This window comes from Pseudomonas azerbaijanorientalis (assembly GCF_019139795.1).
GTDB lineage: Bacteria > Pseudomonadota > Gammaproteobacteria > Pseudomonadales > Pseudomonadaceae > Aquipseudomonas > Aquipseudomonas laurylsulfatiphila.
Genome location: NZ_CP077078.1, coordinates 119,506 through 138,377 on the forward strand (window position 1 = coordinate 119,506; position 18,872 = coordinate 138,377).

The following is an 18,872-nucleotide window of genomic DNA, read 5'->3' on the forward strand; positions in this document are numbered from 1 at the left end:
GTAATCTTCCTTCAGATATCGAGCACCAACGGCTGCGCCCCCTGCGCCGGAATCGCACAGCAAATCAGCACCTGTCCGTCATCCGGCACCTCCGCTGGCGGCAGCGGGTAATGCACCTGACCGCTGACCAGGCGCGTCTTGCAGGTGCCACAGGAGCCGCCGCGACAGCTGAATTCCGGGCGCAGGCCACGGCTTTCCGCCAACTCCAGCAAACTGCCGCCCTCCGGCTGCCAGCGCGCTTCCTTGGCCGAACGCTGGAACACCACGGGCACCGACGTGGTGGCGGCTGGCGGCTGCTCGATGACCACCGCATCGGGGTCCGGGCGTCGGCGCAAGGTGGACGGGCCAAAGGTTTCGGCGTGAATCCGCGAGTCGCGAACGTCCAGCTCGCGCAAGCCGTCGTACAGCGCCTGGGTAAAACTTCCGGGGCCACAGACGACAAAGTCCGGCTGATCGTAGTCCTCGACTGTCAGCAGCTCCTTGAGCAGCGCGACGTCGATCCGCCCACTGAGGTCGAAGTCCGCGCCTTGCACCGCCTCGGCTTCCGGTTGGCTGAGCAGACGCACCACCCGCACCGCGTCACCGGCATCTTCGAGCAAGCGATCCAGTTCGCCGCGAAACGGCTGGTCGGCCAGCGTGCGCGAACTCTGGATAAACCACGTCGGGCGGATACGGCGGGTGCGTAATCCCTGGTAAACCACCTCGCGCAGCATCGACAACAGCGGCGTGATGCCTACCCCGGCCGCCAGCAACACCAATGGCCGTCGCTCATGGGGCGCCACGGTGAAATGCCCTTGCGGCGCCCGCGCCTCCAACAGGTCGCCGACCCGAATCCGCTCATGCAAATGGGTAGAGACCCGCCCGTCGCGCTTTACGCTGATGCGGAAAAAATCATCGGACGGAGCGCTCGATAAACTGTACGTGCGGATGTGCACTTCACCGTCAATGTTCAAGCGCAGGGGCAAATGCTGCCCGGCCTGGAAAAGCGGTAATCCGGCTCCGTCGGCGGGCTCCAGGTAAATCGAGCGAATGCTGTGGCTTTGCGCTTCAATGCGTGTCACCCGCAACGGCCGCCATTGATCGCCCAGGGCTTTGGCCTGCAAACGCGCCGCGGCCTGCTCCCAGGTGCCGGTGAGCAAACTGGTGGGTGATACGCCGTCGAAGCGCCAGCGCAACGCCAGGGCGGCGGGGCGACGTACGACGTGTTCGACATCGATTGTCCACAGGCGCTCGGCTCCCTGGAACGCCTCGACCTGCGGGCCCTCAAGGATGATTTCGGTGCGCCCGCTGAGCTGCAGCAAATCCCCGGTATTGAAATCGATGAACAACAACCCGGCCCGGGGATTGAGCAGCAGGTTACCCAAGGTGTTGAAATGCAGATTGCCGGCAAAGTCCGGAATGGTCAGGCGATTGCCTTCCACGTGTACGAAACCGGTCTGACCGCCACGATGCGATACATCCACCGAGCGCTCGCCGTCGACCTCCACATAACTGGCAACGAAGAACGTGTCCGCCTCGGCGATCATGGCCTTGGCCGCGTCATCCAGTTCGTTGAAATGTTGCGCGACTCGCGTCGAAGGGTCGGCCAGCGGCACCGAACGAAACTGGCGCAACTGAATGTACTGCGGGCAATTGCCGAAGGACTGATCCACCGTCACCGCGAAACCGCCGGTCGTCATGGCACGCACATGTCCATTGATGCGGTTGCGACGGCGGGTATGCAACTCGATACCCAACAGGCCAATGGCCGTGCCGTCACTCAACTGCGCGGGATCATCAAAGGCAGGCAGGCTGCTGAACTGCAACAAGCCAGGTGCTGGCGAGAGTGCGAATCCGGGCTGGCCTTCAAGGATGCTGGCCCAGGGATGACCGTCGGCATCTACCGCTCCGTACAGCATGAACGGCAACTGCTGATAGAAGGTGCGGTGCTGGTCCGGCATCTCGCTGCGAATCACCTTACGACCGAAAATCTCCATTCGTTCGGCAACGCCTACATGCGCCTGCAATTGTTTCTCGCCGGCATGCCAGGGTGAACGGTCCATATGGCTTCTCCCTTGCGCCACTGGCGCAGGTCGGGGCGGCCCGGCAATACCGGGCCGCGAGCATCAGGCAGTTTTTTGCAGGCCGGCGACGGTGCGCGGCATGCCGACAAAACCTGGCAAGGCTTCGATACGGGCCAGCCACGCGCGAATATTGGGGTACTCGTCCAGCGACACATTGCCCTCCGGCGCATGGGCGATGTAGCTGTAAGCGGCGACGTCGGCAATCGTCGGTTCTGTGCCGACCAGATACGCTGTATCGGCCAGTTCGTGATCGATCACCTTGAGCACGGTATGGGCGTAGGCAATCACTTCTTCAGCGTTGTAAGGCGCACCAAATACAGTGATCAATCTGGCCCGGGCCGGGCCGAAGGCAATCGGGCCGGCAGCCACCGACAACCAGCGCTGGACGTTGGCCGCCCCCACCGGATCCGCCGGAAGCCAACGGCCGTTGCCGTACTTTTGCGCCAGGTACACCAGAATCGCGTTGGAATCGGCCAATACCACACCCTCGTCATCAATGACCGGCACCTGACCGAATGCATTGAGCGCCAGGAACGCCGGTTGCTTGTGTTCGCCCTTGGCGAGGTCAACGAAGATCAATTCGGTCGGCAATTTCAGCAGGGACAGCATCAACTCGACACGATGCGCGTGGCCGGAACGTGGGAAGTTGTAGAGTTTGATCGCTTGCATGGTCGACACCTCGGGTCTGTGGTGCTGCTCAGGAAGATCAGCGCCGGTGGGTCGTATCTTCCACTCACAAGCAAAACAACAGAATCACCAGCAAACGCAATCAATTATTTCACTGGGTGAAATAAATCAACGCTCGAGCGCCGGATGCTCGCGCAGGATCTTGACCGCGAAATCCACAAAACTGCGCACCCGGGCCGGGGCTTTGCGCCCGCCTTGATAGAGCACGTGGATGGGTAATGGCGGCAGTTCGAAGTCAGCCAGAACAATCTCCAGCTCACCGGCAGCCACCTTGCTCGCCACTTGATAAGACAGCACCCGCGTGAACCCCAACCCCAGACTGGCTGCCGTGATGGCAGCCTGATTCGCCGTCACCACCAGTCGCGGTTCAGCCCGCACACTCAGGGTTTCGCCGTCTTCAATGAATGGCCAACTCCTGAGCTGGCCAATGGCCGATGTCGCAATGATCGGCGCCTGAGCCAGTTCCTGTGGATGTCTGGGCCGACCATGGCTGGCCAGAAACTGAGGCGAGGCGCAGATCACCCGCCGCACCTCACCGACGCGGATTGCATGCTGATTGCTGTCGGGGAGCTCGCCGATACGGATGGCCACATCGACGCCCTCCTCGACCACGCTCACCACCCGGTCTACCAGTAGCGCGTTGATGCAGACCTCGGGGAACTGCGTCAGGTAGCTCACCATCAGTGGCGTGACAAACAGCTCGCCAAACAAGACCGGTGCGGTGATGGTCAGTTGCCCACGAGGATGGATATGGCTGCCCGCTGCCGAGTCCTCCGCTTCCTGCACCTCGGCGAGAATTCTCCGACAGTCCTCCAGATATCGCTGACCGGCCTCACTCAAATACACGCTGCGCGTCGTACGCGTGAGCAGTTGTGTGCCAATACGTTGCTCCAGCGCCGCCACTGCTCGGGTGACACTGGCCGCCGACAGACCCAAACGCCGCGCCGCCGCCGAAAAACCCTGGTCCTGGGCGACGGCAGCGAAGACCTGCATTTCCTGGAAGCGGTCCATGGGCATGTCCTCATTTCAGATTGATAAATCGCAACCGAAGGCCGGGATGTTAAGCGCGGCTGCCCAACAACTAAATCAACGGGCTACTGCACTCTAGCGCCTCCACCGTAAAAACGAAGCGTGGCCCCCCCAAAGAGCGGACCGGGGATTATTGATAATTAATGAGGATTATTTTCTTGCGACGGGTGCGACTGTCCGCAATGATCCGGCCCCGCCCGCTAAAGCGGCTAATGCCAGACCGGGAAAAAGCGCCTTTGGCTCCACGCCCCACTCGCTTGCGGCATGGGTTCGTCAGCGGACTATATCCACAGCGGCAGAATTCCAGCCTGCGTAATCAGGCGGAATATTCGACTGCTCCTATACTACAAACCACCCTGTTACCTATTGGGTTTTAGTAGGTACCTCGTTGAATTTTCCCTACATGAAAAAAGGCGTTAGTTGTTAACGCATGGATGACGGTTTATCGATCCTGCTTTCAAGATTCACCGTAGGGAAGAGTTGAACTTCAACGGCCTGGCTAACCTGTGTGACACCGCAAGGAGTTCGAAAATGTTGCGCACTAACATTTCCGCTAGAGCACTGTCCGGTGGTTTGCTCGATGTACTGATACGCGCCGGGCTGATTACGGTGCTGGTACTGTTCTGCTTCCAGATCTTCCACCCCTTCCTGAACCTCATGCTCTGGGCACTGATTCTGGCGATCACCCTGTACCCCCTGCATGCGCTGATCAAGCGCAAGCTGGTCAACAAGGACGGTCGTGCCGCCACCCTGATCGTGGTGGTCGCCCTGGCCTTGCTGATGGTGCCGATCTACCTGCTGGGCACCTCGATCAGTGAATCGGTCCAGGGCACCCTGGCGATCCTCAAGTCCGATTCGCTGCAGATTCCGCTACCCAGCGAAAAAATCGCGTCCCTGCCGCTTATTGGCCAGCCGCTCTACGACTACTGGATGCAGGCCGCCACCAACATGAGCAGCGTGTTCATGAAGCTGATGCCCTACATCAAGTCCATCGGCCTGACCTTGTTGGGCAAAATGGCCGACGTTGGTGTGGGTTTTCTGTTGTTCATCGGCGCCCTGATCATTGCCGGCGTGTTCATGGCCTATGGCGAAAACGGCGAAAGAAGCGCCCTGGCCATCACCTCGCGTCTTTCCGGACCGGAGCGTGGCCCACGCATCACCGAGCTCTGCACCGCAACCATCCGCGCGGTGGCCCAGGGCGTGGTCGGCATCGCGTTCATTCAGATGTTGCTGGTCGGTGTGGGCTTCGTGCTCATGGGCGTCCCCGGTGCCGGGCTGCTGGCGATGGTTGCGCTGCTGATGGGGATCATGCAATTGCCGGTGCTGCTGGTGACCCTTCCGGTGATCGCTTATGTCTTCGCCACCGAAGGGACGAGCCTGGCCACTGTTGTGTTTGGCATCTATAGCCTTATCGCCGGGATGGCCGACAACGTCCTCAAACCGTTGATGCTTGGCCGCGGCGTCGATGTCCCCATGCCGGTGATTCTGATTGGCGCCCTGGGCGGCATGGTCAGTGGTGGTTTCATTGGTTTGTTCATCGGCCCGGTTGCGCTGGCGGTGGGCTACCAGCTCTTCTGGCAATGGGTCCAGGACCAACCGTCTGCCGAACTACTGAACGAAACACCAGAGATCGAGGCGTTGAACGAGACACCGCAAATCGGGACCATGAACGATCAGCGTCCCCTCTGAGGAGTTTGCGCTTGATGCCACGTCCTGCTCGCATCAGCCGGCTGCTGCTCTGTGGGACCGCCTTTCTGGGGGGCTGCGTGCAACTGGGCCCGGATTTCCAGTCGCCGGCCCAGCCTTGGGTCGATCACTGGAACAGCCCGGCCCTGGAGCTCGCCGGCCAACAACACGCGCAACCTGACAGCCGCCAATGGTGGCGCGTGTTTAACGACCCGGTGCTGGACCACTTGATGGCCGAAGCCGATGCCCACAACCCCGACCTGCACGTCGCTGGCCTGCGGGTCATGGAGTCGAGAGCGCAATTGGGCATCGCCCTGAGTGGGCGCTACCCGCAATTGCAGCAGGCCAGCGCCGACAGCCTGTACCTGAAGCGTCGACAATCGGGCGGTGCCAACCCACAGGACACGCATTTCTGGCAACACAGTGTCGGCTTCGATATCGGCTGGGAGCTGGATTTCTGGGGGCGTTTCAGCCGTGCCATCGAGTCGGCCGACGCGTCCTGGTTTGCCGCCCAGGCCAACTATGAAAATGCCCTGGTGCTCTTGCACGCGCAACTTGCGCAAAACTACTACGCCTTGCGCACCGCCGAAGCACGCCTGGCCATCGCCCGCAGTAACGCCGCCTTGCAAAAACGCAGCTACGAGATCACCGAGCGCCTGTTCAAAAGCGGGGCCGAGGCCGAACTCGACCTGCAACAGGCCAAGACCCAGTACCTGGGGACCCTGAGTACCATCCCGGATTTCGAGAGCCAGGTGGCGAGCTTGCGAAATGCATTGTCCACGCTGATCGGCCAACCACCCGGTTCCATCCCTGACCTGGATCGCTACACCGGGGTGGTGCCATTGCTCGATACGGCTGTGCTGCAGGATGTACCTGCGAATCTGCTGGTGCGGCGTCCCGATGTTCGTGCGGCCGAGCTGCAAGTGGCGGCGCAGTCGGCGTTGATCGGTGTGGCCGAGACCGACTTATACCCCTCCATCAGCCTGCTGGGCAGCATCGTCTGGTCTGCCAGCTCGCTCAACGGTGCATCCAATACCCTCGACATGGTGGCCGGCCCCAGCCTGCGCTGGGACATCTTCGACCATGGTCGGATCACCAACAACGTCCGCGTGCAGGATGCGCGCTTGCAGCAGTTGATCGTTATCTACCAGGACAGCGTACGCCAGGCTGCACGCGAGGCTGATGATGCCGCGACCGGTTTGATCAAGGCGCTGGAGCGTGACCGGATCCTCAGCAATGCATCGGTGGCCGCCGAACGTTCGGTGACCCTGGCCAATGCCCAGTACCGTGAAGGCTATTCGGACTTCCAGCGTGTGCTGGATGCACAGCGCGCCCTGTTTGCCCAGCAGGATATCTACCTGGTCAACCGTGGCACTGCCGTCAACAGCCTGATCGCCCTGTACAAGGCGCTGGGCGGTGGCTGGTACAGCGACCAGCCGATGATCGACCCGGCCACCCGCCAACAGATGCAACAACGGACCGATTGGGGCGACCTGCTCGACGAACCGAAGGAAAATGCCCATGACTGACAGCCCACAACCGGCCACCTCGGCACCTGCCGCCGACCCGGCCAGAAAAGCCATCAACTGGGTAGTACTGCTGATCATCCTGAGCCTGGTCTGGTACCTGATGGCCGACCGTTACACGCCCTACACGCAACAGGCACGGGTACAGGCCTTCATTGTGCCGGTGGCGGCCGAGGTATCCGGCCGGGTGACCAAGGTGCACGTACGCAACAACCAGGACGTCAAGGCTGGCGAATTGCTGTTTGAAGTCAATCCGGAGCAGTACCAGATTGCCGTCGACCGCGCCCGCGCCGACCTTGAGTCGACACGTCGCCAGGTGGGCGCCAACACGGCTGGCGTCGACTCCAAGCTGGCGTCCCTGCGCGCATCCCAGGCCAATGAGCTCAAGGCTCGCCAGGATAGCCAGCGGCTTGAGCGGCTGTATCGCGAAGACCCGGGCACCATCTCGCTGCGCCGCCTCGAGATCTCCCGCGCCACCCTGGAAGAGTCCATCAGTCAGGTCGCTGCGGCCAAGGCCGAAGTGCAACGGGCGCGGGAACAACAAGGCGGTAACGAAGACGAAAACGCCCAGTTGCTCAGCGCCGCCAGCAACCTCGAAAAAGCCGAGCTGGACTTGAGCAATACCAAAGTCCACGCGCGCTCGGCCGGCCTGATCACCGATTTGCGCACCGATGTCGGCCAGTTCGCCTCCGCCGGTGCACCGGTGATGACCCTGATCGCCATCCACGACGTGTGGATCAGCGCCGACATGACCGAAAACAACCTCGGCAGTGTCCAGCCCGGGACGCCGGTGTCCATCGTCCTCGACGCCCTGCCAGGGAAAATCTACAAAGGCCATGTGCGCAGCGTCGGCTATGGCGTCGATATCGGCCAGACCACCCAGCCGGGCAGCCTGCCGAAGGTGGAGAACAGTCGCGACTGGCTCCGCCCGGCCCAGCGCTTCCCGGTCATCATCGAGTTCGAACCCGGTGAGTTGACCGGTCCACAAGGCATCCGCTCCGGCGGACAGGCCGAAGTCATGGCCTTCCCGAGCGAGGGCAACCCGCTGAATTTTCTAGGGCGCGTGTTTCTGCGCCTGATGAGCTGGATGTCCTATGCGTATTGAGCGCCCGGCCCAGGTTCAGCGCGCGCTGCGCCTGGGCTTCGGTACGGCGCTGTGCCTGGCGGCGAGCTTCGGTCTGGCCCTGCCCATCCCGTTCCTCGCGCCGATGCTGGCGCTGATGATGCTGGCAGCGATGAACCGGCCGTTGCCGTTCAAGGCCAGCCTGGGCCTGATCCTGATCCTGATGTTGACCACCGGGACCGGCCTGCTGCTGATCCCCCTGCTGCGTTACTACCCGTTCAGTGGCGTGTTGCTGGTCGGACTGTGCCTGTTCATGGCTTTCGGTTACGGCCTGCGTGGTGGCAACCCGCTGGTGGCGACGTTCCTGGTGGTGGGCCTGACCTTGATCAGTGCCGCCGGAACCGCTGAATTCGCCCTGGCGCTCGAGGTGATCGTGGCCCTGGTCAAGGGACTGTTCCTGGCCGTCATGACACTGACCATCAGCCATTGGCTGTTTCCCGACCCCGCCAGCGCCCCACCGGCCAAGCCCGGCCCGAGCCTTACGCCCACCGAAAGCAGTTGGCTGGCGCTACGGGCCACGCTGGTGGTGCTGCCGACGTTCCTGCTGGCCATGATCGACCCGGCCAGCTATCTGCCGATCATCATGAAAGCCGTCAGCCTCGGCCAACAGAGCTGCGCAACCAGCGCCCGCAACGCCGGCCAGGAATTACTCGGCTCGACCCTGCTCGGCGGCCTGATGGCGATCCTTTTCTGGTGCGCGCTGAGCCTGTTCGTGAACCTGTGGATGTTTTTTCTGTGGATGCTGCTGTTCGGTTTACTGGCGGCCAGAAAACTCTACGGCCTGGCCAAAACCCGACAACCACCGAGTTTCTGGCTCAACAGCCTGGCAACCCTGATCATTCTGCTCGGCCAATCGGTACAGGACAGCGCAGCGGGCAAGGACGTCTACACCGCCTTCGCCATCCGCATGGGGCTGTTCATTCTGGTGACTTTGTATGCCTGTTTGATGGTGTATTTGCTCGACACGCGGCGGCAACGGCGAATTACGCTCTCCTAGATATAGAAAAACCCCCTGAAGAGGGGGTTTTTCGTTGTGGATAACTTATTCCACGGTAACCGACTTCGCCAGGTTGCGCGGCTGGTCAACGTCGGTGCCTTTGAGCACGGCGACGTAGTACGACAACAGCTGCAGCGGGATGGTGTAGAGGATCGGCGACAGGATGTCGTGGATGTGCGGCATGTGCACCACGTGGGTGCCTTCACCGTTGGTCATGCCGGCCTTCTCGTCGGCGAAGACGATCAACTGGCCACCGCGGGCGCGGACTTCCTGGAGGTTGGACTTCAACTTCTCCAGCAGCTCATTGTTCGGCGCCACGGTCACCACGGGCATGTCGTTATCCACAAGCGCCAACGGGCCGTGTTTCAGCTCGCCGGCCGGGTAGGCTTCGGCGTGGATGTAGGAGATTTCCTTGAGCTTGAGTGCACCTTCCATCGCTACCGGGAACTGCGCGCCGCGACCGAGGAACAGCGTGTGGTTTTTCTCGGCGAACAGCTCGGAGATTTTTTCCACAGTGCTGTCCATGGCCAGCGCCTCGCCCAGGCGGGTTGGCAAACGACGCAGTTCTTCGACCAGGGTCGCTTCTACGTCTTTGGCCAAGGTGCCACGAACCTGGCCCAGGGAAAGCGTCAGCAACAACAGGCCGACCAATTGCGTGGTGAAGGCTTTGGTCGAGGCCACACCGATTTCGCGGCCGGCCTGGGTCAACAGGGTCAGATCGGACTCACGCACCAGCGAGCTGATGCCGACGTTACAGATCGCCAGGCTGGCGAGGAAGCCCAGCTCCTTGGCGTTGCGTAGCGCGGCCAGGGTGTCGGCGGTTTCGCCGGACTGGGAAATGGTCACGAACAAGGTGTCCGGCTGCACCACCACCTTGCGGTAGCGGAATTCGCTGGCGACTTCGACCTGGCAAGGAATGCCGGCCAGCTCTTCAAGCCAGTAACGCGCGACCATGCCGGCGTGGTAACTGGTGCCGCACGCGACGATCTGTACGTTGCGCACTTTGGCAAACAGCTCGGCCGCCTGTGGGCCGAATGCCTGTACCAGCACCTGGTTCTGGCTCAGGCGACCTTCCAGGGTGCGCTGCACCACGGACGGTTGCTCGTGGATTTCCTTGAGCATGAAGTGGCGGAACTCGCCCTTTTCAGCGGCTTCGGCGCCATCACGGTACTGCACGGCTTCGCGCTCGACAGCCTTGCCGTCAACGTCCCAGATCTGCACGCTGTCGCGGCGGATTTCGGCGATATCGCCTTCTTCCAGGTACATGAAGCGGTCAGTGACCTGACGCAGGGCCAACTGGTCGGAGGCCAGGAAGTTTTCCCCAAGGCCCAGGCCGATCACCAGCGGGCTGCCGCTGCGGGCCGCGACCAGACGATCAGGTTGCTTGGCGCTGATCACTGCCAGGCCGTAAGCACCGTGCAGTTCTTTGACAGTTGCCTTGAGGGCCACGGTCAGGTCGCTCAGATCCTTGAGTTTGTGGTTCAGCAGGTGGGCGATGACTTCGGTATCGGTGTCCGAGGTGAACACATAACCCAGGGCCTTTAGTTGTTCGCGCAGGGCTTCGTGGTTTTCGATGATGCCGTTGTGCACCACCGCCAGGTCACCGGAGAAATGCGGGTGGGCATTGCGCTCGCACGGTGCGCCGTGGGTAGCCCAGCGGGTGTGGGCGATGCCCAGGCGACCGACCAGCGGCTCGGTGGTCAATGCCTGCTCCAGTTCACTGACCTTGCCCGGACGACGCAGGCGCTCGAGTTTTTCATCGTTGGTGTAAACCGCCACGCCAGCGCTGTCATACCCACGGTATTCAAGGCGTTTCAGGCCTTCGACGAGGATGGCGGTGATGTTACGTTCTGCGACTGCGCCGACAATTCCACACATGCTATTTCTCCTGACTGACAGCCGCGCATATCAAATTGATGCCGCGGGCCTGAATCTGAGCGCGAGCCTCAAGCGGCAGGCGTTCATCGGTAATAAGGGTATGGACGCTGCTCCAGGGCAGCTCCAGGTTGGGAATCTTGCGGCCGATCTTGTCGGCCTCCACCATCACGACGACTTCACGGGCGACTTCGGCCATGACCCGGCTCAGTCCGAGCAGTTCATTGAAGGTGGTTGTACCGCGAACCAGATCGATGCCATCGGCACCGATAAACAGCTGGTCGAAGTCGTAGGAGCGCAGTACCTGCTCGGCAACCTGCCCCTGGAAAGACTCGGAGTGCGGGTCCCAGGTGCCACCGGTCATCAACAGCACCGGTTCATGCTCAAGTTCGCTCAAGGCATTGGCGACATGCAGCGAGTTGGTCATCACCACCAGGCCGGGTTGTTGGCCGAGTTCCGGGATCATGGAAGCGGTGGTACTGCCACTGTCGATAATGATGCGCGCATGCTCGCGAATCCGCGCGACGGCGGCACGGGCGATGGCTTGTTTGTACTTGGAAACCGGCTGACCAAGATCGGCCACCAGTTCCTGAGGCATGGTGATCGCCCCGCCGTAACGACGCAGCAACAGACCATTGCTTTCAAGTGCCGCCAGATCCTTGCGAATCGTAACTTCCGACGTTTCGAAGCGCTTGGCCAACTCATCCACACTGACTTCGCCCTGCTCAGTGAGCAAGGCGAGGATGTTGTGACGGCGTTGAGGTGTGTTGCGCTTCGACATGACTGGGTAAGTTTCGATTCGAAAGATAACGGAAGCAATCAAAACCTATCGGCGAAATTTCGTCAAGCGCGGAGTGATGAAAAGACCTGTGGATAAACGAAAAAAGATCGCAGCCTGCGGCAGCTCCTACAGTGGTTTTATGTTTTCCCTGTAGGAGCTGCCGAAGGCTGCGATCTTTTAATTTCCAAGGTCTGTGGATAACTTAGCCCTTCTTGACCTTCTCCGGCCGCTTCCAGCCATCGATGTTCTTCTGGCGAGCACGCCCGATGGCCAGCTGGGATTTATCCACAGTCGAAGTAATGGTCGAGCCAGCCGCTGTGGTCGCGCCGTCGAGGATATCCACAGGCGCCACCAACGAGTTGTTGGAGCCAATGAACACATCTTCGCCCAACACGGTTTTCCACTTGTTGATGCCGTCGTAGTTGCAGGTGATGGTGCCAGCACCAATGTTGGTGCGCGCGCCGATCTCGGCATCGCCCAGATAAGTCAGGTGACCGGCCTTGGCGCCTTCGCCCAGGTGCGCGTTTTTCAATTCGACGAAGTTACCCACATGCGCGCGGGCTTCCAGCACGGTACCTGGACGCAGACGAGCGAACGGACCGGCGTCGCTGCCTTCACCCAGGATTGCACCTTCGATATGGCTGTTGGCCTTGATGACCACGCCTTTGCGCAGGGTGCTGTCCTTGATCACGCAGTTCGGGCCGATCACCACGTCGTCTTCGATGACGACCTTACCTTCGAGGATCACGTTGATGTCGATCAGCACGTCGCGGCCAACTGTGACTTCACCGCGGATATCGAAACGAGCCGGGTCACGCAGCGTCACACCTTGAGCCATCAAACGACGACCGGCGCGCAATTGATAATGCCGTTCCAGTTCGGAAAGCTGCTTGCGATCGTTGGCGCCCTGCACTTCCATGGCGTCGTGCGGTTGCTCGGTGGCCACCACCAGACCATCGCTCACGGCCATGGCAATGATGTCGGTCAGGTAGTACTCGCCCTGGGCGTTGTTATTGGAGAGACGGCTCATCCAGTCGCCAAGACGGGCAAAAGGCAGCGCCAGAATGCCGGTATTGCCTTCGGTGATTTTGCGCTCGGCTTCATTGGCATCTTTCTGCTCGACAATGGCCGTGACCTTGCCCTGCACATCACGAACAATGCGGCCGTAACCGGTCGGGTCATCCAGCTCTACGGTCAGCAAGCCCAATTGCTCTGGCCCCACCTGCTTGAGCAGACGTTGCAGGGTATCGACTTCGATCAACGGCACATCGCCATAAAGCACCAGCACGGTGTCGGACTGAATGAACGGCACGGCTTGAGCAACGGCGTGACCGGTACCCAGCTGCTTATCCTGCAGGACGAAGTTCAGATCATCCGCCGCCAGGCGTTCGCGCACGGCATCGGCGCCGTGGCCGATCACCACGTGAATGCGCTGTGGATCAAGTTGCCGGGCGCTGTGGATAACATGGCCGAGCATGGAGTTGCCGGCAATCGGGTGCAAAACTTTCGGCAAAGCTGAACGCATACGCGTGCCTTGGCCAGCAGCGAGAATAACGATTTCAAGTGACATGACTGGCTACCAATCCTGGGTGGTCAGCGGCTGCGACCAGGTTGTAAAAAACGGAAAAGAAAAAAGGGTAGCCGAGGCTACCCTTTTTAATCAATCGCACAACAAGCGCAACCTTAGTGGCCGAACTTCTTGCGGATCTGCTGGACGGTGCGCAGCTGGGCTGCAGCCTCGGCCAGACGTGCGGCAGCAGAACCGTAATCGAATTCAGCGCCACGTTCATGCAAGGCCTTCTCGGCAGCCTTAACGGCTTCCTGAGCGGAGGCTTCATCCAGATCGGCAGCACGTTGCACGGTGTCGGCAAGTACCTTGACCATGTTCGGCTGAACCTCGAGGAAACCACCGGAGATGTAATACACCTCCTCTTCCCCGCCCTGCTTGACCAGGCGGATCGGACCTGGCTTCAGATTAGTGATCAGCGGCGCGTGACCCAGGGCGATACCAAGATCACCCAGTGCACCGTGCGCAATCACCATCTCGACCAGACCGGAAAAGATTTCCCCTTCCGCGCTGACGATATCGCAATGGACTGTCATAGCCATCTGATTGCCTCAACCTAAATTAGCGCCCGTTGCCGGGCGCCGGGATTACAGTTTCTTGGCTTTCTCGATCGCTTCTTCGATGCCGCCAACCATGTAGAACGCTTGTTCTGGCAGGTGGTCGTAGTCACCGTTGAGGATGCCTTTGAAGCCAGCAATGGTGTCTTTCAGGGAAACGTATTTACCCGATGCACCGGTGAAGACTTCAGCCACGAAGAACGGCTGCGACAAGAAGCGCTGGATCTTACGAGCACGGTTTACCAACTGCTTGTCGGCTTCCGACAGCTCGTCCATACCCAGGATCGCAATGATGTCCTTCAGTTCTTTGTAACGCTGCAGCACGTACTGAACACCGCGAGCGGTTTCGTAGTGGTCGTTGCCGATCACGTTCGGGTCCAGCTGACGCGAAGTCGAGTCCAGTGGGTCTACCGCCGGGTAGATACCCAGGGAAGCGATGTCACGGGACAGAACGACGGTGGCGTCCAAGTGGGCGAAGGTGGTCGCTGGCGACGGGTCGGTCAAGTCGTCCGCTGGTACGTATACCGCCTGGATCGAAGTAATCGAACCTTGCTTGGTCGAAGTGATGCGCTCTTGCAGCACGCCCATCTCTTCAGCCAGGGTCGGCTGGTAACCTACTGCCGAAGGCATACGGCCCAGCAGTGCGGATACTTCAGTACCGGCCAGGGTGTAACGATAGATGTTGTCGACGAACAGCAGAACGTCGTTACCTTCGTCACGGAACTTCTCGGCCATGGTCAGGCCGGTCAGTGCTACGCGCAGACGGTTTCCCGGCGGCTCGTTCATCTGACCGTAAACCAGTGCCACTTTGTCCAGAACGTTGGAGTCCTTCATCTCGTGGTAGAAGTCGTTACCCTCACGAGTACGCTCACCCACACCGGCGAACACGGAATAACCGCTGTGCTCGATGGCGATGTTACGGATCAGTTCCATCATGTTTACGGTCTTGCCTACACCGGCACCACCGAACAGACCGACTTTACCACCCTTGGCGAACGGGCAAACCAGGTCGATAACCTTGATGCCCGTTTCCAGCAGCTCGTTGCCACCGGCTTGTTCAGCGAAGGTTGGCGCAGGACGGTGAATGCCCCAACGCTCTTCTTCGCCGATCGGGCCAGCTTCGTCGATCGGGTTGCCCAGTACGTCCATGATCCGGCCCAGGGTCGCTTTACCGACCGGTACGGAGATGGCTGCGCCAGTGTTGTTGACGTCCAGACCGCGCTTCAAGCCTTCGGTGGAGCCCATCGCAATGGTACGAACCACGCCGTCGCCCAGCTGCTGCTGAACTTCCAGAGTGGTTTCGGCGCCTTGAACTTTCAAGGCGTCGTAGATGCTCGGTACGCTGTCGCGTGGGAATTCCACGTCGATAACGGCGCCGATGATTTGAACGATACGTCCGCTACTCATAGCTGGATCCTCTGAATATTTGAACCGTTAAACCGCGGCAGCGCCGCCGACGATTTCCGAGATCTCTTGGGTGATCGCAGCCTGACGCGCCTTGTTGTAGACCAGCTGCAAATCGCTGATCAAATCACCGGCGTTGTCGGTAGCGTTCTTCATCGCGATCATCCGCGCAGCTTGTTCAGCCGCGTTGTTCTCGACCACCGCCTGGTAGACCTGCGACTCCACGTAACGGACCATCAAGCCGTCGAGCAGCTCCTTGGCATCCGGTTCGTAGAGATAGTCCCAGTGGTGCTTGAGTTCTTGATCCGGGGTTGCCACCAGTGGAATCAACTGCTCCACGGTAGGCTGTTGCGTCATGGTGTTGATGAACTTGTTGGACACCACGGACAGGCGGTCAATACGGCCGTCCAGGTAGGCATCCAGCATCACCTTGACGCTGCCGATCAGATCATTGATCGACGGCTCTTCACCCAGGTGGCTGATAGCTGCAACGACGTTACCGCCGAAGTTGCGGAAGAAAGCCGCACCCTTGCTACCAACTACACACAGATCGATCTCGACGCCGTTTTCGCGGTTTACCGCCATGTCCTTGACCAAAGCCTTGAACAGGTTGGTGTTCAAGCCACCACACAGACCACGGTCACTGCTCACTACGACATAACCGACACGCTTTACTTCACGGTCGATCATGAACGGGTGGCGATATTCCGGGTTAGCGTTGGCCAGATGGCCAATAACCTGGCGGATGCGCTCCGCATAAGGACGGCTAGCAGCCATGCGCATTTGTGCCTTGCGCATTTTGCTGACCGCCACTTTTTCCATGGCGCTGGTAATCTTTTGCGTGCTTTTGATGCTCGCAATCTTACTGCGAATCTCTTTTGCGCCTGCCATGTAACACCTATCAGGTTAGCAAGCGGGAGCCGCTAGGCTCCCGCTGCGGCTTACCAGGTTTGGGTGGCCTTGAACTTCTCGATACCGGCTTTCAGGCCGCCATCGATTTCGTCATTGAAGTCACCCTTCACGTTGATCTTCGCCATCAAGTCGGCGTGATCGCGGTTGAAGTAAGCAATCAGCGCTTGTTCGAAGCTGCCGATCTTGGCGATTTCAACGTCGGTCAGGAACCCACGCTCAGCGGCATACAGCGACAGCGACATGTCGGCGATCGACATTGGCGCGTATTGCTTCTGCTTCATCAGCTCGGTAACGCGCTGACCATGCTCAAGTTGCTTACGGGTCGCTTCGTCCAGGTCAGAAGCGAACTGGGCGAATGCCGCCAGTTCACGGTACTGAGCCAGAGCGGTACGGATACCACCGGACAGCTTCTTGATGATCTTGGTCTGAGCGGCACCACCCACACGGGATACCGAAACACCGGCGTTCACTGCAGGGCGGATGCCCGAGTTGAACATGGCCGATTCCAGGAAGATCTGACCGTCGGTGATGGAAATCACGTTGGTCGGAACGAACGCGGAAACGTCGCCAGCCTGGGTTTCGATGATCGGCAGTGCGGTCAGGGAACCGGTTTTGCCGGTCACTGCGCCGTTGGTGAACTTCTCTACGTACTCTTCCGAAACGCGGGATGCGCGCTCCAGCAGACGGGAGTGGAGATAGAACACGTCGCCTGGGTAAGCTTCACGGCCTGGTGGACGGCGCAGCAGCAGGGAAATCTGGCGGTAAGCCACTGCTTGCTTGGACAGATCGTCATAAACGATCAGCGCGTCTTCACCGCGGTCGCGGAAGTATTCGCCCATGGTGCAACCGGAGTACGGAGCCAGGAACTGCAGTGCTGCAGATTCCGAAGCGCTCGCAGCAACGATGATGGTGTTAGCCAGTGCACCGTTTTCTTCCAGCTTGCGAACAACGTTGGCGATGGTCGATTGTTTCTGACCGATCGCTACGTAGACGCAGAAAATGCCGCTGTCTTTCTGGTTGATGATCGCGTCGATCGCCAGAGCGGTTTTACCGATCTGACGGTCACCGATGATCAGCTCACGCTGGCCACGGCCGACAGGGATCATGGCATCGACAGCCTTGTAGCCAGTCTGTACAGGCTGGTCTACCGACTTACGCCAGATCACGCCTGGAGCAACTTTCTCGACCGCGTCGGTCTCGGTGTTGTTCAGCGGACCTTTGCCGTCAACTGGGTTACCCAGTGCGTCGACTACGCGACCCAGCAGTTCCTTACCAACCGGAACTTCCAGGATGCGGCCAGTGCACTTGGCGCTCATGCCTTCAGCCAGAGTCTGGTATGCGCCCAATACAACGGCACCTACAGAGTCTTGCTCAAGGTTGAGGGCCATGCCGAAGACGCCGCCCGGAAACTCGATCATCTCGCCGTACATTACGTCGGCCAGACCGTGAATCCGCACGATGCCGTCAGATACGCTGACGACAGTGCCTTCGTTACGGGCTTGGGAGGTCACATCGAGCTTGTCGATGCGGCCCTTGATAATTTCACTTATTTCGGAAGGATTGAGTTGCTGCATTGCTCTGCTGCCCCTTCAAACTCAAGATTTCAATGCTTCGGCAAGTTTCGCGATTTTGCCGCGAATCGAGCCATCGATAACCAGGTCGCCGGCGCGGATGACAACACCCCCAATAAGGGATGAATCTTCCTCGACTTGCAGGCGCACTTCCCGGTTGAGTCGTGCACTGAGAACCTTGGCGAGTTTGTCTTGCTGTTCTTGGTTCAATGCGAAGGCACTGGTCACTTCAACGTCTACCGATTTCTCTTGCTCGGCCTTGTACAGGTCGAACAGAGCGGCGATCTCCGGCAACAGCGGGAGACGGTCGTTTTCGGCAACGACGTGAATGAAGTTCTGTGCCTTTACATCAAACTTGTCGCCGCACACGTCAATGAACGTGGCGGCCTTTTCTGCGCTCGTCAGTCGCGGGGCCTTGAGCACGCGCTGCATGGTGTCGTCTTGCGACACCGCTGCTGCCAGGCCGAGCATGGCTGACCAATTGGCCAGTTGCTGGTGGGCCTGAGCGTGCTCGAAGGCCGCCTTAGCGTAAGGTCGGGCCAACGTGGTCAGTTCTGCCATGATCGCCCTCGCTTAGATTTCAGCAGCCAGTTGGTTAACCAGCTCTGCGTGCGCGTTTTGATCGATTGTGGCACCCAGGATCTTCGCAGCACCGCCAACGGCCAGGCTACCCACTTGGGCGCGCAGCGCGTCTTTGACGCTGTTCAGTTCCTGTTCGATCTCGGCCTGAGCCTGAGCCTTCACACGGTCAGCTTCGACGCGAGCCTGTTCACGGGCTTCGTCGACAATCTGGGTACCGCGTTTCTTGGCTTGCTCGATGATTTCAGCTGCCTGAGCTTTCGCTTCGCGCAGTTGCTGACCCGCTTTTTCTTGGGCCAACTCCAGGTCGCGAGCTGCTCGGCTGGCAGCGTCCAGACCATCAGCGATCTTCTTTTGACGTTCGTGCAGAGCCGTGATGACCGGAGGCCATACGAACTTCATGCAGAACAGTACAAAAATCAGGAACGCAACGGACTGGCCAATCAGGGTCGCATTAATGTTCACGCCAACACCTCGCAGTTACGTTGTCCATCACACCAAATTACCCAGAAGAT

General features: G+C 59.8%; 16 protein-coding genes. 4 read left to right on the forward strand and 12 right to left on the reverse strand.

What is annotated here, in order from left to right; all coding sequences use genetic code 11:
- Positions 1-11 precede the first annotated feature (11 nt).
- The 3 genes from KSS91_RS00560 to KSS91_RS00570 all read right to left on the reverse strand — a co-directional run bounded on the left by KSS91_RS00560 (position 12) and on the right by KSS91_RS00570 (position 3,761).
- Positions 12-2,042, reverse strand: coding sequence for a pyridoxamine 5'-phosphate oxidase family protein (locus tag KSS91_RS00560; RefSeq protein WP_217836751.1), 2,031 nt, complete (start codon positions 2,040-2,042; stop codon positions 12-14).
- Positions 2,043-2,105: 63 nt separating this feature from the next.
- On the reverse strand, positions 2,106-2,732 hold the full coding sequence (locus KSS91_RS00565) for a glutathione S-transferase family protein (RefSeq protein WP_126048396.1): 627 nt from the start codon (positions 2,730-2,732) through the stop codon (positions 2,106-2,108).
- A gap of 126 nt (positions 2,733-2,858) precedes the next feature.
- Entirely contained in the window at positions 2,859-3,761 is a 903-nt protein-coding gene (locus tag KSS91_RS00570) for a LysR family transcriptional regulator (protein WP_217836752.1), read from the reverse strand.
- Positions 3,762-4,310: 549 nt separating this feature from the next.
- On the opposite strand from KSS91_RS00570, the gene KSS91_RS00575 reads away from it, so the two are divergent.
- The 4 genes from KSS91_RS00575 to KSS91_RS00590 are packed head-to-tail and all read left to right on the forward strand — an operon-like array spanning position 4,311 to position 9,111.
- Positions 4,311-5,468: an AI-2E family transporter gene (locus KSS91_RS00575; RefSeq protein ID WP_217836753.1), complete on the forward strand. Its 1,158-nt coding sequence runs from the start codon at positions 4,311-4,313 to the stop codon at positions 5,466-5,468.
- Between the two features lie 14 nt (positions 5,469-5,482).
- On the forward strand, positions 5,483-6,994 hold the full coding sequence (locus KSS91_RS00580; protein ID WP_217836754.1) for an efflux transporter outer membrane subunit: 1,512 nt from the start codon (positions 5,483-5,485) through the stop codon (positions 6,992-6,994).
- Positions 6,987-8,096: an HlyD family secretion protein gene (locus tag KSS91_RS00585; RefSeq protein ID WP_217836755.1), complete on the forward strand. Its 1,110-nt coding sequence runs from the start codon at positions 6,987-6,989 to the stop codon at positions 8,094-8,096. Before KSS91_RS00580 ends, KSS91_RS00585 begins: the two co-directional genes overlap by 8 nt.
- On the forward strand, positions 8,086-9,111 hold the full coding sequence (locus tag KSS91_RS00590) for a DUF2955 domain-containing protein (protein ID WP_217836756.1): 1,026 nt from the start codon (positions 8,086-8,088) through the stop codon (positions 9,109-9,111). Before KSS91_RS00585 ends, KSS91_RS00590 begins: the two co-directional genes overlap by 11 nt.
- Before the next feature lie 45 nt (positions 9,112-9,156).
- Here KSS91_RS00590 and glmS read toward each other — a convergent pair whose 3' ends face one another.
- The 9 genes from glmS to KSS91_RS00635 all read right to left on the reverse strand — a co-directional run bounded on the left by glmS (position 9,157) and on the right by KSS91_RS00635 (position 18,822).
- Positions 9,157-10,989 carry a glutamine--fructose-6-phosphate transaminase (isomerizing) gene (gene glmS / locus KSS91_RS00595; RefSeq protein ID WP_015097441.1) on the reverse strand — a complete coding sequence of 611 codons (1,833 nt, stop codon included), beginning with the start codon at positions 10,987-10,989 and terminating at the stop codon, positions 9,157-9,159.
- Between the two features lies 1 nt (position 10,990).
- On the reverse strand, positions 10,991-11,767 hold the full coding sequence (locus KSS91_RS00600; protein WP_095964407.1) for a DeoR family transcriptional regulator: 777 nt from the start codon (positions 11,765-11,767) through the stop codon (positions 10,991-10,993).
- Between the two features lie 202 nt (positions 11,768-11,969).
- Positions 11,970-13,337 carry a bifunctional UDP-N-acetylglucosamine diphosphorylase/glucosamine-1-phosphate N-acetyltransferase GlmU gene (gene glmU, locus KSS91_RS00605; RefSeq protein ID WP_217836757.1) on the reverse strand — a complete coding sequence of 456 codons (1,368 nt, stop codon included), beginning with the start codon at positions 13,335-13,337 and terminating at the stop codon, positions 11,970-11,972.
- A gap of 113 nt (positions 13,338-13,450) precedes the next feature.
- Positions 13,451-13,876 carry a F0F1 ATP synthase subunit epsilon gene (locus KSS91_RS00610; RefSeq protein WP_007969909.1) on the reverse strand — a complete coding sequence of 142 codons (426 nt, stop codon included), beginning with the start codon at positions 13,874-13,876 and terminating at the stop codon, positions 13,451-13,453.
- A gap of 45 nt (positions 13,877-13,921) precedes the next feature.
- A complete protein-coding gene (gene atpD / locus KSS91_RS00615) occupies positions 13,922-15,298 on the reverse strand; it encodes a F0F1 ATP synthase subunit beta (protein ID WP_007969907.1) in 1,377 nt (458 codons plus the stop codon).
- Positions 15,299-15,325: 27 nt separating this feature from the next.
- The gene (atpG, locus tag KSS91_RS00620; protein WP_007934344.1) at positions 15,326-16,186 is read right to left on the reverse strand and encodes a F0F1 ATP synthase subunit gamma; all 861 of its coding nucleotides are present in this window, start codon (positions 16,184-16,186) and stop codon (positions 15,326-15,328) included.
- A gap of 50 nt (positions 16,187-16,236) precedes the next feature.
- Positions 16,237-17,781 (reverse strand): F0F1 ATP synthase subunit alpha, encoded by a 1,545-nt coding sequence (gene atpA, locus KSS91_RS00625; RefSeq protein ID WP_007969905.1) that lies wholly within the window; start codon positions 17,779-17,781, stop codon positions 16,237-16,239.
- Positions 17,782-17,802: 21 nt separating this feature from the next.
- Positions 17,803-18,339, reverse strand: coding sequence for a F0F1 ATP synthase subunit delta (locus KSS91_RS00630; protein ID WP_007969904.1), 537 nt, complete (start codon positions 18,337-18,339; stop codon positions 17,803-17,805).
- A 12-nt stretch (positions 18,340-18,351) separates the two neighbouring features.
- The gene (locus KSS91_RS00635; RefSeq protein WP_047535495.1) at positions 18,352-18,822 is read right to left on the reverse strand and encodes a F0F1 ATP synthase subunit B; all 471 of its coding nucleotides are present in this window, start codon (positions 18,820-18,822) and stop codon (positions 18,352-18,354) included.
- Positions 18,823-18,872: the final 50 nt, after the last annotated feature.

Bases quoted from the DNA above. Each gene is read 5' to 3' on its own strand.
- KSS91_RS00560 (WP_217836751.1), bottom strand. From the start codon at position 2,042: ATGGACCGTTCACCCTGGCATGCCGGCGAGAAACAATTGCAGGCGCAT.
- KSS91_RS00565 (WP_126048396.1), bottom strand. From the start codon at position 2,732: ATGCAAGCGATCAAACTCTACAACTTCCCACGTTCCGGCCACGCGCAT.
- KSS91_RS00570 (WP_217836752.1), bottom strand. From the start codon at position 3,761: ATGGACCGCTTCCAGGAAATGCAGGTCTTCGCTGCCGTCGCCCAGGAC.
- KSS91_RS00575 (WP_217836753.1), top strand. From the start codon at position 4,311: ATGTTGCGCACTAACATTTCCGCTAGAGCACTGTCCGGTGGTTTGCTC.
- KSS91_RS00580 (WP_217836754.1), top strand. From the start codon at position 5,483: ATGCCACGTCCTGCTCGCATCAGCCGGCTGCTGCTCTGTGGGACCGCC.
- KSS91_RS00585 (WP_217836755.1), top strand. From the start codon at position 6,987: ATGACTGACAGCCCACAACCGGCCACCTCGGCACCTGCCGCCGACCCG.
- KSS91_RS00590 (WP_217836756.1), top strand. From the start codon at position 8,086: ATGCGTATTGAGCGCCCGGCCCAGGTTCAGCGCGCGCTGCGCCTGGGC.
- glmS (WP_015097441.1), bottom strand. From the start codon at position 10,989: ATGTGTGGAATTGTCGGCGCAGTCGCAGAACGTAACATCACCGCCATC.
- KSS91_RS00600 (WP_095964407.1), bottom strand. From the start codon at position 11,767: ATGTCGAAGCGCAACACACCTCAACGCCGTCACAACATCCTCGCCTTG.
- glmU (WP_217836757.1), bottom strand. From the start codon at position 13,337: ATGTCACTTGAAATCGTTATTCTCGCTGCTGGCCAAGGCACGCGTATG.
- KSS91_RS00610 (WP_007969909.1), bottom strand. From the start codon at position 13,876: ATGGCTATGACAGTCCATTGCGATATCGTCAGCGCGGAAGGGGAAATC.
- atpD (WP_007969907.1), bottom strand. From the start codon at position 15,298: ATGAGTAGCGGACGTATCGTTCAAATCATCGGCGCCGTTATCGACGTG.
- atpG (WP_007934344.1), bottom strand. From the start codon at position 16,186: ATGGCAGGCGCAAAAGAGATTCGCAGTAAGATTGCGAGCATCAAAAGC.
- atpA (WP_007969905.1), bottom strand. From the start codon at position 17,781: ATGCAGCAACTCAATCCTTCCGAAATAAGTGAAATTATCAAGGGCCGC.
- KSS91_RS00630 (WP_007969904.1), bottom strand. From the start codon at position 18,339: ATGGCAGAACTGACCACGTTGGCCCGACCTTACGCTAAGGCGGCCTTC.